The following is a 14608-nucleotide window of genomic DNA, read 5'->3' as shown; positions in this document are numbered from 1 at the left end:
GAGGGGGAAAACAACACGTGGCAACAATTAATCCTTACCAGGCCTACCAGCAGAATTCAGTAATGACAGCATCTCCACAAGAACTGACTTTGATGCTCTACAACGGCAGCCTGAAATTTATGAAAATGGCAAAACGTGCGATGGCAGATAAACATTTTGAAGAAAAGAACACTAACATCATCAAAGCACAAAACATTGTTCAAGAACTCCGCATTACGCTGGACTTGAATATTGAAATGTCAGCTGCTTTAGCTCAGATGTATGAATACATGTACAGCCGCCTGCTGGACGCTAATATGAAAAACGATCCAGAAGCACTCGAAGAAGTGGAGACGCTGATGAAAGATATGCGCAACACTTGGAAAGAAGCAATGGCATTAGCTAAAAATAATTAATTTGATCCTATAAGCTGAGTGAAGCAAGAATAAAAGTATTTTTTGGCTAATCTCCTGCGAAAGCTATGCTCTAAACGAGGTGTAGCAAGTATGTATAAAGATGAAATGAGGTATGAACGTGGATAAGACATCATGGGTGGGCATAATACTTGGATTTGCCGTCTTGATCGGTGGAATGATCTTAAAAGGATCCAGTCCAATCGCTTTATATAACCCGGCAGCATTAGTCATTATCTTTGCCGGTACGATTGCCTGTATTCTCGTCGCGTTTCCGATGGAAGAAGTTAAACAGATTCCGAGTTTATTTAAAGTCATCTTCAGCGAATCAAAAATGGCTACTGTCAAAGAAATGATTCCCATGTTTACAGGATGGGCGATGCTGGCGAGAAAAGAAGGCTTATTGTCTTTGGAAGAAAAAGCAGACGAAGTAGAAGATCCGTTTTTACAGCGTGGATTGAAAATGGTCGTTGACGGCCAGTCTCAAGAATACATCCGTGAAATGATGGAAGAAGAGATTGCGGCGATGGAAGACCGTCATGAACTGGGTGCAAAGATCTTTGCGCAAGCAGGCACTTATGCGCCAACATTAGGAGTTCTTGGTGCCGTTATCGGATTGGTTGCGGCACTCGGACACTTGGATGATGTGGCATTGCTTGGAAAATCGATTTCCGCGGCCTTTATCGCGACCTTGTTCGGGATTTTCTCGGGCTATGTACTGTGGCATCCTTTTGCTAACAAGCTCAAACGGAAATCCGAAAAAGAAGCGAAAATGAAAATGATCATGCTGGAAGGGATATTAGCCGTACAAAGCGGTCTGCCAGTCCGTACAGTGGAAGAAAAGCTGCTGACGTATTTACCGGTAAAAGATCGCGTCCTTGAAGCAGAAACAAGAGGAAAAGACAAAGAAGGTGTTCGTGTTGAAGCGTAAAAAAAAACACGAAGAACATGTAGATGAAGCCTGGCTATTGCCGTATGCGGATATTTTAACATTGCTGCTTGCCTTATTTATCGTCCTTTTTGCGGCAAGTGAAGTAGATTCTCAAAAATTCCAAGCGATTTCCAGTTCTTTTAATAGTGAGCTGCAAGGCGGGACTGGTGTTCTGGAAAAGGAAGCGCCGACTGAAAGTATGGAAGTAACGCCTCCAATTGAAGAGTTGAAGACCGATGATTCAACAACTGAAGGCCAAGAAGAAATGTCATGGGCAGAAGATCAGAAAGAACTGAAAGAATTCAAAGCGAAAATTGATGGGTATATTGACGAAAAAGGGTTGTCTCCAAGACTTCAAACAAAGCTTACTTCAAAAGGACTGATGCTGACGATAACGGAAGGTGTTCTTTTTCAATCAGGTCAGGCCGAAATTTTTGAAGATTCCAGAACAGTGGCAAAAGAAATTTCAAATTTATTGATTACCGATACACCGCGGATGATTTATATAGAGGGGCATACTGATAATGTTCCAACAGGCACCCGGGAATTCCCAACTAATTGGGAGTTGAGCTCAGCGAGAGCCATCACTTTTATGAAAATTCTTCTTGAAAATGAAAAGTTGGATCCGCGTAAATTTAGTGCCACCGGCTATAGTGAGTATCAGCCAATTGCTTCAAACGATACCGAAACGGGAAGAGCGGAAAACCGCCGGGTGGAAGTATTGATCTCTCCTTATCAAAAAGAAATCATAGATTAAGAGGTGTATGCAGCATGGGAAAATTTAAAAATGTTTTTATTATCATCATTTTAGCGTCAGTTATTGGGGTGGGTGCTGCTTTCTTCTTTTCGCAGAAGACCTCAAGCTCCGAAGAAAAAGCCTTAACTGCAGAGGAATTAGTGGAATTGAGCATCGACACGGATATCATCACCACGAATCTTGCATCTGCCAGCAATTTCGCTGTTGTTCAATTCAATATTGCTTTGGACAATGAAAAAGCAAAAGAAGAAACAGAAAAACGCACTTCCGAGGTTCGTGCGGCCATAATATCAACAATTGCAGGTTTTACGAAAGAAGATCTTGTCAGCAAGGATGGAATAGCAGCGCTTGAAGAGCAGCTCACGACAAAGTTGAATGAAATGCTAGAAAAAGGGAACGTAGAACGTGTGCTGGTAACAGAATTTAAAGTGCAGTAATTTTCGATTTTGCTAAACATTTGGCTGAAACTGCCGATATAAATATTATAGAAGAGATAAGGTGAAGTGAATGCAGGCAAGCCGGTTAGAAAATTGCAGTATTTGCGGCAGGCTATTCAATAAAAGCTATTCAGATTACTGCCTGGATTGCTACAAGGATATCGAGCAGCAATTTAAACTCGTAGCAGAGTTTTTGAAAGCCGAAGAGAACCGCGGGGCGACGATTGCTGAAGTCAGTGAAGCCGTTGAGGTTTCGAAAAAGCGGATTAAAGAATTTATTCGCGATGGGCGTCTGTATGCAGCAGATTATCCGAATCTGGGTTACCCGTGTTCACAGTGTGGTAAGGTAATAAAAAGAGAGAGTTTATGTACCGAATGTGCCAATAAATTTTCAACAGAGCTCAACAAATCACTTCAAGCAGATCAGTTTAGAGAGCAAATGGCTAGGAACCCTGTAAGCGTTTCTGCAAACGCACAATATTGGAAGCTAAGAAAATAAAAAAAGTTAGGGCGGTGAAGGAATGAATATCGACAAAACAAACGGTTCTTCCTTTATACAAGCTTATCAAAAGCTGCAGGTTACTCCCGCAGCGAAGGCGAGACCGATACAAAAAGAAGACGAACTGCAAATTTCAAATCAGGCAAAAGCCATGTTTGAAAAAAATGGAACAGCGGATATCGAAAGACAGGAAAAGATAAAGCTTTTGAAAGCCCAGGTCGCAGCGGGTGAATACCAAGTCGACGTTGATAAGGTAGCTGATAAAGTCCATCAATTCTGGTTTGATAAGTAGAATGAAGCTCTTAAAAGAGGAGGGTGTCGGATGCTGGATTTAGTCGTCACGACGCTGGACGAATTGATCAGTCTGCAGAAACAGTTGATTCGCTATGCTGAACGGAAACAAACTGTGTTAATTGAACGTAAAGTGGATGAACTAACTGAGTTGGTGAAAGAAGAGTCCAAGCTTATTAAACAATTGGGCGAACTGGAGGACGAGCGCCAGCAGTTAATGGCAGATGTCCTCAATGAACATCCTGGCCTGACGTTCAGTGAATTTACTGAACAGATTTCAGATGAAAAAGTAAAAAAAGAGCTTCACTCCCAATTGAAAACTTTACAAATGCTTTTGACTGAGTTGCAGGCAAAAAACAAGGTTAATGAAAAAATCCTTGAAGACTCGATGAGCTTTGTTCAACATATGATTACCCAAGTAACGAAGTCGAAGCAACAGCATTTTAATTATCAGTCACCAGTCGGACAGCAAAAAGCGCAGACAAATAATCAGGGCTTTTTCGATACAAGAGCTTAAGAACTTTTAGAAAGCAGGGGAAATAATGGTCTCATCTTTTCACGGTCTAGAGTTAGGGAAGCGTGGGTTATCCGTTGGGCAGGCAAGCATTGCTACAACTGGACAAAACATCGCCAATGTCAATACAAAAGGCTATTCGCGGCAACAAGTAAACGCCAGTGCGTCAGCATCTGTTGATATTTGGACGAATAGCGGAGCAAACTCCGGACAGTTGGGAACGGGTGTCAACCTTGACTCGATTACACGTGTAAGAGATCAATTCCTTGATCAGCAGCATCGCGATCAATCAGGAACCTTAAGTCAGTGGGAAGCAAAACAGGCGACTTTGGATCGGCTTGAGACGGTAATTAACGAACCTAGCGATACGGGCTTAAACTCAGCCATGGATCAGTTATGGAATGCTTGGCAGGACCTTGGAAATGAACCTACAAGTTTATCAGCACAGGCCGTCGTTAAAGAGCGTGCTCAAGCTTTTGTAGAAGTTGCTCAATCGATGAATGCTTCAATGGAAAATTTAAAAAGCGATTTGGTTCAACAATCGCAGTCGACAGTCGCAGAAGCCAATGCTTACTTGAAGCAAATAGCCGATTTAAATAGCAGTATTGTCCGCAGTGGCAGCCAAGCAAACGATTTGCGCGACAAACGCGATGCTGCGGTTGAAGAACTGTCGAAGCTGATGTCAGTCAAAGTCGAAGAAAAAGCAGATGGCTCTTACAGCATCAAGTTAAAGTCGACAGATGCAGCATTGGTTACAGGAACCCAAGTAAATGAAATTGATTACAAAGTCGGCACTGGAGAAAATGAAATATACGGAGGCAAGCTTGCCGGTCTCAGCCAGTCGCTGCAAATCGCTGATAAATACCATCAGGAAATGAATGCAGTTGTTGAAAGTTTTGTTTCGGCAAACGGCATGTCGGCGGCAGGCGGTAAGGATGGCCAATTATTTACAGGTAATACAGCTGAATTTGATATTTCAACTGTTAAAGTTAACTACAGTATGGAAAATCCGAAGATTCCTGCAACAATGGAAAGCGGCTCACAGTCAGCTAAAACTGATTTTCGTTCATTAGTCAGCAAACTGGGCGCTGAAAGTCAAGCTGCTGTAAACTCCGTTGTTAATCACGAAACAACTTTATTGGCAACAGAAAATCGAAGACAGTCCGTGACTGGTGTTTCACTGGATGAAGAAATGGCAAACCTCATCAAATACCAGCATTCTTATAATGCGGCAGCTCGCTTAGTATCGATGACGGATCAAATGTTAGATACCATCATAAACCGGATGGGCGTCTGATAACTGAAGGAACGTGGAGGGAAGCAGAATGAGAGTCACACACCAAATGCTCAATCAAAATTCAGTACGAAATATGCATCAAAACTTGAGCCGTTTTGAAAAAGTCAATAATCAGGTTTCGACTGGCAAACTGCTTCACCGGCCATCGGACGATCCGAATGGTGTCAGTAAATCGATGAGCTTGAAAAGTTCATTAGCTGCCAATCAGCAATTTGAACGAAATGCTGGCGAAGCGAAATTATGGATGGAAGAAACCGATCAAAATATTAATGCGATGGTCAATGTTATGCAGCGTGTGAGGGAACTGGGCGTTCAAAGTAATACCGACACTTTGTCCGATTCAGACAGAAAAGCGATTGCAGCAGAAGTTGAACAATTGACCGAACAAGTGAGAGAATTCGCTAATACAAAAGTAAATGGAGACTTTTTGTTCAACGGAAAAAATACTGACCAAGCACCGTATCCGAAATCCGATTCTTATCTAACGACAACTTTTGAAGTGGCTGCAAAAACGATTGTTATTGGCGATAACGTCACTATAGAAGCGAGCGTCACGCCAGATAAATTATTTGGGAATGCTAATGACGAAACAAACTTGTTTCAGACTTTGAATGAAATGGTGAATAGCTTGAAATCTGATGAAAAAGTGGACTTGGATAAGATCGATGGTGGAATTGAACGGCTTCTGACGGTAACAGCCGAAAATGGGGGTCGCCAAAATCGTTTGGAAGCGGTGGAGAATCGCTTGTTGGACAGCAACTTGGAGCTCAAATCCATGCTGTCAACATTGCAGGATACCGACTATGCTGAAGCCATCATCAAGTTAACAAGCGAAGAAAGCGTCTACCAAGCAAGCCTCGCTGCATCATCAAAAATAATCCAGCCGAGTTTAATGGACTTTTTAAGATAAAGGAATTAAATTGCGAAAGAGCAGACGCCCGCGGGGCATCTGCTCTTTTTTCGTTATCCTTTTATTGTATTGACCAAGCCCATCATATCATCAGCATAGGAAATGGCTCTTCCTTGTGATTGAAACAATCGCTGGGTGGAAATTAATTCAGTCATTTCATCGGTAAGGTCAACATTGGAGGCTTCCAAAGCGCCTTGCTTAATAGAGATGGAACCGTCATTTTGCTGCGATAAATCAATCAGCTGCAAATTGCCGTTGACGAGTTGTTCTGCTTCGGTACCCGTCAGGCTGAAACGGTTACCGCCAATTTTTTCGAGAGAATTGGGCCGGTTTATTTGTGCGATGCCCAATTGGATTTCAACTGGTTGTTTATTGGGATCTTTAAAGGAGATTTCCAAAGCCCCATTTCCATTTAACTGGATGGAATCATAATCAGCATCAAAAGTGATCGGCTGATTATTGGCTCCAAGAACGGCATCTCCGTTCGCAGTAACAAGGCTTACTTGATTTGAATTCAAGATTGGTTGTACCTGAAAAGAGCCTTCTTTTGTATAAAAGGTATTGTCTTCTGATGCAACACGGAAATATGCGGAATCGCCCTGGATCACAAAATCGAGCGGGCGATCTGTTTGTCGAATAGAGCCTTGCTCATTACGGGTTGCAGTTTGGGAAAGAATTGCACCGGCACCGATGCGCAATCCATAAGGTGTAGTTCGTCCAACTTCGTTTTGCTGACCAACTTGCTTTTCAATGGATTGTACAAGTGCATCAGAAAAACTCGCTTCTTGGCGTTTATAGCCATTGGTATTTACATTGGCAATGTTATTGCCGATCAAGTCAATCTTTTTTTGCAGTTCAGCCATGGTATTGCTTGCTGTATTCATTTGGATACTCACTGAAAACCAATTCCTCCTTATACGCGACCGATTTCATTGACGGCTTTTTCCATACTGCGATCATAGGCTTGTATCACTTTTTGGTTCGATTCAAAACCTCGGTAAGTCGTCATCATGTCTGTCATCGTCTGGGTCAAGTCAACATTCGATTGTTCGATAAATCCTTGTTTTACAAAGCTCTCCGTATTATTCAGCAAAGCAACATTATCAAAGAATTGTGGAGTGCCTTCCGGATCTCCGGCCCATTGCAAAAGGTTCTGTCCTTCTTTTACAAATTGGTCCGGATTTTCAGTATGGCCAATCCATAGACGGCCGGCTTGTGTGCCATCCGCTAACATAATTTGTCCATTATCCTGTACTGTGAAGTCAGTTGAACCAACTTGAATCGGTTGCTGATTTGCATCCAAGACTGCGAATCCATCGCTGGTTGTCAATGTCCCTTCGGCATTCACGGCGAAGGTTCCGTTTTTCGTGTAGCGCACTTCATCATTATCTGCAGCTACTGCAAAAACCATAGTTCCTTTTTTCTGGGTTTCCGGATTTGCAGGCAATAATTCATCCATCAGCACCAAATCCGTCAAATTACCGGTTTCTTTTAAAGGTCCTTGCAAAAAAGAAGGAATTCCTTCCTGAGCATATACACCCGTGGTCAAAGTCCCAATATTTTGGGGGACTATTGTACCTTTTTTACCAGCTTCAATTGCTTTAATCAACTGATCGGGAAAAGCGCGCATGACTGTTTGATCTTCTTTGAAACCGGGAGTACTGGCATTTGATAGGTTATTGGTTAAGACCTGTTGCATCCTATTATTGGCCATCATTCCTGATGTAGCAGTATATAATCCACGAAACATATGAGTTCTTCCTCTCAAAAACTATTTCATTATTTCTCGCGTAGCATAACATTTAAAATGGAATATAAATAGAGACTTTTAGATTAATATGGAAAATTTAACATTAAAAAAACATTTAAAAGAAAAATATACAAAATTATATAAACATGATACTATCACGTTGTTATTAATTTTTGAAAATAGTACGAAATGACGAGTTTGAAAATAAAATAGATTAAATCATTGTGATAATGGCAAACTTATTCGAAAGATAAAGACGCAAAGCCACGGGCCTAACTACACAGTGTATATGGCAGCCGGGTTACCAAAAATGGTAGATTTATAAAAATCCACCTTTTTTTAAGGTGGATTTTTATTAAAATAAAATGTAAAAAAAAGGAGTTTATCAATGAGTATATTCCCTAAATCCCTTGAAACGATGGAACAAGCGCTGTCGGCGTCAACTTTAAGGCAACGAGTGCATTCAGCAAATATCGCCAATGTGGACACGGCTAATTACAAAAGTAAAAAAGTCGATTTTCAAGCGGCTTTAGATACGGCAATGAATCAGCAAAGCCTTTCGAGTTATAAAACAAACGAGCAACACCTGTCGTTCAGCAATGAACGATCAATGACAAAAACGGAAGTTTTGACAAACAACTCCACTAAATACAATAACAACGGCAATAATGTGGACATGGATGTTGAAATGGCTGAACTAGCAAAAAACCAGTTGTGGTACAACGCTGTCACTGAACGAGTAAATGGGAAACTCAATAGTCTAAGCTCTGTTATTAATGGAGGGAGATAAAAAAGATGAGTTTGTTTAACGGATTTAATATCAGTTCTTCCGGACTGACAGCCAACCGACTGCGCATGGACGTCGTATCTGCCAATATTGCAAACGCCAATACCAACCGCGCCGAATTGGTGGACGGCGAATGGATGCCGTACCGCCGGAAAACGGTAGAACTGTCACAAAGCGGTGCATCACCTTTTGCCAATCAGCTTCAGTCAGTGATCAATAAAGGAAATACAACTGTTTCTGGTGTTAAAGTCTCGGAAATCAGAGAAGACGAGACACCATTCACGATGGCTTATGATCCAGAACATCCGGATGCTGGAGAAGATGGCTATGTCCGTTCATCCAATGTCGATCCATTGAAAGAAATGGTGGACTTGATGTCCGCAACCCGCTCCTATGAAGCCAACGTCACAGCGTTGAATGCTTCAAAAAGCATGTTTATGAAAGCTTTAGAGATTGGAAAATAACTCATTAAATCATTAAGGAGGCACCATGGAAAAAATAAGCCAGATTCAGACGCCTTTTATCCAAAATCAATTGTTCGATAAAATGAAACCCGAAAACAAAGTAGAAGGGTTTGGGGAAATATTCAAAGATGCGTTAAAAGAAGTGAGCAAAGCACAAAACGAATCGGATAAAATGACCAATCAATTGGTGACAGGAGAAGTACAGGATATACATGAAGTCATGATCGCTTCGCAAAAAGCCAGCTTGTCGCTGCAGATGACGATGCAGGTCCGCAATAAGGTTGTCGAGGCTTATCAAGAAGTGATGAGAATGCAAGTATGATGAGAACCGGCGGGATGATGACTAGATGAAAGAGAAGTTTTCGACATATAAAACGAAGTTGCGTGAGTCATGGACCAGTTTTTCTCCTGTAACAAAATGGTCTGTAATCGGCTCATTTATTATCACTTTGCTGGTCTTGATTGTCTTTGTTTTTCTCAGCAGCCGCTCCGATTTTTCGGTGCTGTATTCAAATTTGACCGCAGCGGAAGCGGGGGAAATCAAGACCGCGATTGAAGAACAGGCTATTCCGGTGGAAGTATCGGCCGACGGCAAGACGATCAGTGTGCCGCAAGAGCATTTGGCCAATTTGAAGGTCAGTTTGGCTGCGGAAGGCATACCGAAAAACGGCAATGTGAACTATGGCATATTCAGTGAAAACATGGGTCTCGGAATGACCGATCGCCATTTTGATGTGGTGGAGCGGGATGCCATGCAAAATGAACTGGCGTATTTAATTCAACAGATTGATGGTGTGACGGAAGCGAATGTCATGATTACGCTGCCGAAGGAAAATGTTTGGATTACCGACGAAGAGCAGACTTCAACAGCTTCCATCGTTGTTACAGGCGATTCGACATTCCAATTGGATCAGAAACAAATAAATGGATTGTATCATTTGATCAGCAAATCGGTACCGAGTTTACCAGCTGAGCAGATTGTCATCATGGATCAGAATGGCCAGGTGTTTGAAGTACAGGATGCCAACCAGGCAGATACCAATCTGTCGGTTTACCAACAGCATCGTGAAATTCAAAAAGGCATCGAACAGGATATTCAGCGGGAGCTGCAGCAAATGCTCGGCTTGCTTCTCGGTCAGGACAAAGTGGTTGTCTCTGTTATGACGAACATCGATTTCACGAAAGAAAAGCGGGAAGAACAGTTGGTTGAACCTATCGATATCGAGAACAATGAAGGCTTGGATATCAGTGTGGAACGGATCGTTGAAACGTATTCAAGTGAAGGCACAGTGATAGAAGATGCGGCTGGAACCGGTGAAACAGAAGTTGCTAATTATCCTGGTGTGGATGGTGCCGGCAACAGTGAATCCGAACGGACCGAAGAACGGATCAACAGTGAAGTCAACCGGATCAACCGCCAAATTGAAATGAGTCCATATGTAATCGATGATATTACGATCAATGTCGGTGTGGAACCACCAGTTCCGGAAAACCCGGCGAGTTTAACGCAGGAAAACGTTACGGACATAAGCAATCTATTGAAGAATGCGGTGAGTACTTCATTGAGCATGAATGAATTTGCTGCAACTGAGGCGGAACTGGAAGATAAAATCTCTGTCTTTGCAACTGAATTCCAGGGGCGTCCGGCAGTTGAAGACGAAGAGCCGGAAGCAACGTTCCTGGCAGGGATTCCGAATAATCTTCTTCTTGTAATCGGTGCAGCAATTGTACTCCTTATCATCATTATTGTGGCAGTCCTATTGCTTCGCAGAAAGAAAAAAGAAGAAATCTTTGAAGAGGAATATGATTTTGGAGGGTTTGAACAGGCATTGGCCAAGTCGAATCAAGTAGAACTTGAAGAAGAAATCGATTTATCTGTATTTAATTCGAAATCAAATCCAAAGCAAAAGACAATTGAAAAACTTGCTAAAGGAAGACCTGAAGATTTTGCTAAATTGCTTCGATCATGGATGGCAGATGAATAGGGGAGTAATAGATGGTTAAAACGACAAAGGAATTAACAGGCGTACAAAAAGTGGCGGTTTTACTGGTAGGGCTTGGACCAGACGTTTCGGTGGATTTGTTTAAACAATTAACAGAAGCTGAAATTGATTTATTGACGATGGAGATTGCGAACGTCCGTCAATTACCAAACAGTCAGACAGACGCTATTATCAATGAATTTTATGACATGATGTTAGGCCAGGATTATTTGAATGAGGGTGGACTGGGCTATGCTCGAAGTATTTTGGAAAAAGCTCTCGGAAAAGAAAAAGCCATGGAAACCATTGGACGATTATCAAACCGCTTGCAAGTGAAACCTTTTCATTTCGCGAGAAAAGCAGATCCAAACCAGATATTGAATATTTTGCAGCATGAGCATGCGCAAACTATTGCGTTGGTTCTATCCTATTTAGATGCTAAGCAATCTTCCGAAATTCTATCCCAGCTTCCTGGTGAAAAACAAGCAGAGGTTGCGCGCAGAATTGCACTTATGGAAAGCACGTCCCCTGAAGTTATCTTTCAGATAGAACAGATTTTGGAGCGGAAGCTTTCGGCTTCCGGAACTCAGGATTACACGGCAACCGGCGGAGTTGAGTCGATTGTCCGTGTACTGAATAAGATTGACCTTGGAACAGAGAGAGCAATCCTTTCAGCGCTGGAAAAAGAGAATCCGGATTTGGTCGCGGAAATCAAGAAACGTCTATTCGTCTTTGAAGATATTATTAATTTGGACTCGCGATCTATACAACGAGTTATTCGTGATGTTAACGATACGAATTTAACTTTTGCATTGAAAGTGGCAAGTGATGAAGTGAAAGACGCAATATATGCAAATATGTCAACGCGTCGTGCAGATCTCATCCGTGATGAAATTGATGTAATGGGACCAGTGAAACTGAAAGATGTAGAAAATGCCCAAACAAGTATCGTTTCGCTAATGAGAAGTCTCGAAGAAAAAGGTGAAATCGCAGTTTCTCGTGGCAAAGGGGATGAGTTGATTGTCTAATATTATCCGCAATCACTCCCAGTCAACTTCTTTAATCAGTGAAAAAAAAATAATCGGCACAAAAAAAATTGAAACAAAAAAATTAGATTTTATTGAAAGAACAGTTGATTCGCAACAGCAAAGAAGAAGTTTGCGGCAAGACATTGAACATTTACATGCTGAAGCAAAGTTATTGAAGGATCAATTGGAGATAGAGAAACAAGAAGCGCAGCAAACCATTGAACAGTGGTGGTTGGAAAAGCGGGAAGAAGCAGAGCTAGAAGCAAAAAGACTGGCCGAAGAATCAGCTGTACAGGGGTTTCAAGCGGGATATGATAAAGGACTTACAACAATAGAAGAACAATTTCAACAAAAACGCCAAGAGATGAATACGTTAATCGAAACAGCATACTCAGAAAAAGCTCAAATAATTCAACAATCGGAACCGTTCTTGTTATCACTAAGTGTAAAGATTGCTGAAAAAGTAATTAAACAAGAATTAAAACAAAATGAAGAACAGTTGTTGAATATCATTAAGCAGGCACTTCGGCAAGTTGAAGAAGCAGAAGATGTCATGTTGCAAGTAGCTCTCGAAGATTACCCGCTAGTTCTGCCTTTTATGGAAGAGTTGAGAACCTATGTTAAAGCAGACTCCGAATTAAAGTTGATTCCAGCGGCTAGTTTGACAATGGGTGGATGCCTGATTCAAACAGCAAGTGGCTCATATGATGCAACTGTGGATAGCCAATTAGAAGAAATCAGAAGACAAATGCTCGCTTATTGTGAGGAGAAAATAAACGATGAACCTATGGGAAGATGAATATGTGTCTTTGCTGGATGAGATGGAACCAGTAAAAAAGCATGGAAAAGTGGTTCAAGTCATTGGACTGACTATCGAGTCCAGAGGGCCTAATGCTAAAATCGGTGAATTGTGTCTGTTGTACCCAAAGCGTAATGAACCGCCAATTGAAGCAGAAGTGGTGGGATTCAAGGAAAATCGAATTATGCTAATGCCATTGCAGGATCTTTCGCAGGTCGGTCCTGGATGTCTCGTTGTTGCAACCGGTGGACCGCTTCAAATTAAAGTTGGTCCTACTATTTTAGGTAAAGTGCTTGATGGAACTGGGATGCCTCTTGATGAGAGCTTACTGCCGCGCGGACTGAAAAAGTATTCAACCAATAATGCACCACCCAATCCATTGAAGCGTCCCCGAATCGATAAACCACTAGAAGTGGGCGTCCGAGCGATTGACGGTTTGCTGACTGTGGGACAAGGACAGCGCGTTGGCGTGTTCGCCGGAAGCGGCGTCGGAAAAAGTACATTGATGGGCATGATTGCACGCAATACAGAAGCTGATATCAATGTCATTGCATTGGTTGGTGAACGTGGCCGTGAAGTACGTGATTTCATTGAACGGGACCTCGGTCCTGAAGGATTGAAAAAATCAGTAGTTGTGGCTGCGACTTCTGATCAAACACCGATGCAACGCATCAAGGCGGCGTTGACTGCAACAGCGATTGCTGAATATTTTCGTGACCAAGGAAAGAACGTCATGCTGATGATGGATTCGGTTACCCGGTTTGCCATGGCGCAGCGGGAAGTTGGACTGGCAGTGGGTGAACCGCCTACAAGTAAAGGTTACACGCCGAGCGTTTTCGCCTTGCTGCCAAAGCTTTTGGAGCGTTCAGGCACTTCAAGTAAAGGATCCATTACAGCTTTTTATACCGTGTTAGTGGACGGTGATGACATGAACGAGCCGATTGCTGACGCGGTGCGCGGAATTTTGGATGGCCATATCGTATTGGACCGCAAAATTGCCCAAAAAGGCCAATTCCCGGCGATTAATGTCATGGCCAGCGTTAGCCGTGTCATGCACGAAGTCGTCTCAGCAGAACACCAACAGGCGGCGCGTGAATTCAAGCGTTTGCTTGCAGCTTATGAAACTTCAGAAGACCTTATTAATATCGGTGCCTACAAGAGCGGTGCCAATAAAGAAATTGACGATTCGATTCGATCGCATCCGCTAATTAAGGAATACCTGCAGCAGGATGTATATGAAAAAGCCAAACTGGAACAAAGTATAGAACGGTTATCAGCACAATTTGGAGGCGTTTAAACTGACACAATTTAATTTTAGATTTCAAAAGATATTGGATTTAAAAGAAAATGAAAAGGGCTTTGCGCAGATCCAAGTGGCCGAAGCCATTAAGCAACATGAAGTAGGCCATCAGCGAAACAGAGCTATCCAAAACAAAATCACTGATGTGGAGCAACTGAAAAACGCCAAGCAGCAAAGCGGTGTCAATATTTCAGAACTGAGAATGTTGGAGGAGTACATCCACCAGCTTCAAGACCAGTCGCTTTCTTCTAAGCGAGAACTTGAACACTTGCAGAAAAATGTTTCGGCATCTCAAGGAGTACTTCAAAAGAAAGCCCAGGAAGAAAAAACTTGGGAAAACTTGAAACAGCAGAAACTGACTAGCTTTAAGGAAGAAACCAAAGCTGCCGAACAAAGCTTTTTTGATGAAATGGCGAGCACACGGTTTTACCGCTTAACTAAAGCCAGTAACTTAGCGGAAGGCATTTAAG

General features: G+C 42.2%; 19 protein-coding genes and 1 riboswitch. Of the genes, 17 read left to right on the top strand and 2 right to left on the bottom strand.

Annotated features, from left to right (window positions below; translation table 11 throughout):
• The first annotated feature begins 17 nt into the window (after positions 1–17).
• The 9 genes from fliS (at position 18) to flgL (ending at position 6028) form a co-directional block, all read left to right on the top strand.
• Positions 18–395 (top strand): flagellar export chaperone FliS, encoded by a 378-nt coding sequence (gene fliS, locus Q0785_RS11215; RefSeq protein ID WP_298829753.1) that lies wholly within the window; start codon positions 18–20, stop codon positions 393–395.
• A gap of 118 nt (positions 396–513) precedes the next feature.
• Positions 514–1323: a flagellar motor stator protein MotA gene (gene motA, locus Q0785_RS11210; protein WP_146558789.1), complete on the top strand. Its 810-nt coding sequence runs from the start codon at positions 514–516 to the stop codon at positions 1321–1323.
• On the top strand, positions 1313–2080 hold the full coding sequence (motB, locus tag Q0785_RS11205) for a flagellar motor protein MotB (protein WP_298829750.1): 768 nt from the start codon (positions 1313–1315) through the stop codon (positions 2078–2080). Before motA ends, motB begins: the two co-directional genes overlap by 11 nt.
• 14 nt (positions 2081–2094) lie before the next feature.
• Positions 2095–2517: a flagellar basal body-associated FliL family protein gene (locus tag Q0785_RS11200; RefSeq protein WP_298829748.1), complete on the top strand. Its 423-nt coding sequence runs from the start codon at positions 2095–2097 to the stop codon at positions 2515–2517.
• A gap of 70 nt (positions 2518–2587) precedes the next feature.
• Positions 2588–3016 carry a TIGR03826 family flagellar region protein gene (locus Q0785_RS11195; RefSeq protein WP_298829747.1) on the top strand — a complete coding sequence of 143 codons (429 nt, stop codon included), beginning with the start codon at positions 2588–2590 and terminating at the stop codon, positions 3014–3016.
• Between the two features lie 22 nt (positions 3017–3038).
• Complete coding sequence (gene flgM / locus Q0785_RS11190) at positions 3039–3308, top strand: flagellar biosynthesis anti-sigma factor FlgM (RefSeq protein ID WP_298829744.1); 270 nt, start codon at positions 3039–3041, stop codon at positions 3306–3308.
• 30 nt (positions 3309–3338) lie between these two features.
• On the top strand, positions 3339–3824 hold the full coding sequence (locus Q0785_RS11185; RefSeq protein ID WP_298829742.1) for a flagellar protein FlgN: 486 nt from the start codon (positions 3339–3341) through the stop codon (positions 3822–3824).
• A 25-nt stretch (positions 3825–3849) separates the two neighbouring features.
• Positions 3850–5118, top strand: coding sequence for a flagellar hook-associated protein FlgK (gene flgK, locus Q0785_RS11180; protein ID WP_298829740.1), 1269 nt, complete (start codon positions 3850–3852; stop codon positions 5116–5118).
• A gap of 28 nt (positions 5119–5146) precedes the next feature.
• Positions 5147–6028, top strand: coding sequence for a flagellar hook-associated protein FlgL (flgL, locus tag Q0785_RS11175; RefSeq protein ID WP_298829738.1), 882 nt, complete (start codon positions 5147–5149; stop codon positions 6026–6028).
• A gap of 53 nt (positions 6029–6081) precedes the next feature.
• On the opposite strand, the gene Q0785_RS11170 is transcribed toward flgL, so the two are convergent.
• Both Q0785_RS11170 and Q0785_RS11165 read right to left on the bottom strand, forming a co-directional pair.
• Positions 6082–6924 (bottom strand): flagellar hook-basal body protein, encoded by an 843-nt coding sequence (locus tag Q0785_RS11170; RefSeq protein WP_298829736.1) that lies wholly within the window; start codon positions 6922–6924, stop codon positions 6082–6084.
• 17 nt (positions 6925–6941) lie between these two features.
• Complete coding sequence (locus Q0785_RS11165) at positions 6942–7778, bottom strand: flagellar hook-basal body protein (RefSeq protein ID WP_298829733.1); 837 nt, start codon at positions 7776–7778, stop codon at positions 6942–6944.
• A 222-nt stretch (positions 7779–8000) separates the two neighbouring features.
• A riboswitch (cyclic di-GMP riboswitch) is annotated at positions 8001–8087 on the top strand.
• Between the two features lie 79 nt (positions 8088–8166).
• Between Q0785_RS11165 and flgB the strand changes: the two genes are divergently transcribed.
• Genes flgB through fliJ form a run of 8 tightly spaced genes read left to right on the top strand, consistent with a single transcriptional unit; the run spans position 8167 to position 14607 of the window.
• Entirely contained in the window at positions 8167–8568 is a 402-nt protein-coding gene (flgB, locus tag Q0785_RS11160; RefSeq protein WP_298829731.1) for a flagellar basal body rod protein FlgB, read from the top strand.
• A 5-nt stretch (positions 8569–8573) separates the two neighbouring features.
• A complete protein-coding gene (gene flgC, locus Q0785_RS11155) occupies positions 8574–9029 on the top strand; it encodes a flagellar basal body rod protein FlgC (RefSeq protein WP_298829729.1) in 456 nt (151 codons plus the stop codon).
• A gap of 25 nt (positions 9030–9054) precedes the next feature.
• Complete coding sequence (gene fliE, locus Q0785_RS11150; RefSeq protein WP_298829727.1) at positions 9055–9351, top strand: flagellar hook-basal body complex protein FliE; 297 nt, start codon at positions 9055–9057, stop codon at positions 9349–9351.
• A gap of 25 nt (positions 9352–9376) precedes the next feature.
• The gene (gene fliF, locus Q0785_RS11145) at positions 9377–11014 is read left to right on the top strand and encodes a flagellar basal-body MS-ring/collar protein FliF (RefSeq protein WP_298829725.1); all 1638 of its coding nucleotides are present in this window, start codon (positions 9377–9379) and stop codon (positions 11012–11014) included.
• Positions 11015–11025: 11 nt separating this feature from the next.
• The gene (gene fliG, locus Q0785_RS11140) at positions 11026–12039 is read left to right on the top strand and encodes a flagellar motor switch protein FliG (RefSeq protein WP_298829723.1); all 1014 of its coding nucleotides are present in this window, start codon (positions 11026–11028) and stop codon (positions 12037–12039) included.
• Positions 12032–12838: a FliH/SctL family protein gene (locus Q0785_RS11135; RefSeq protein WP_298829721.1), complete on the top strand. Its 807-nt coding sequence runs from the start codon at positions 12032–12034 to the stop codon at positions 12836–12838. Before fliG ends, Q0785_RS11135 begins: the two co-directional genes overlap by 8 nt.
• Entirely contained in the window at positions 12819–14135 is a 1317-nt protein-coding gene (fliI, locus tag Q0785_RS11130) for a flagellar protein export ATPase FliI (protein WP_298829719.1), read from the top strand. Before Q0785_RS11135 ends, fliI begins: the two co-directional genes overlap by 20 nt.
• A complete protein-coding gene (fliJ, locus tag Q0785_RS11125) occupies positions 14122–14607 on the top strand; it encodes a flagellar export protein FliJ (RefSeq protein WP_298829717.1) in 486 nt (161 codons plus the stop codon). The genes fliI and fliJ overlap by 14 nt, the downstream gene beginning before the upstream one ends.
• Position 14608: the final 1 nt, after the last annotated feature.

Origin of the sequence: uncultured Planococcus sp., from assembly GCF_947501725.1 — a bacterium.
Classification (GTDB): Bacteria; Bacillota; Bacilli; order Bacillales_A; family Planococcaceae; genus Planococcus; species Planococcus donghaensis_C.
Note: the sequence above shows the minus strand (reverse complement) of the source record. Positions and strands in the feature narration are given on the sequence as shown.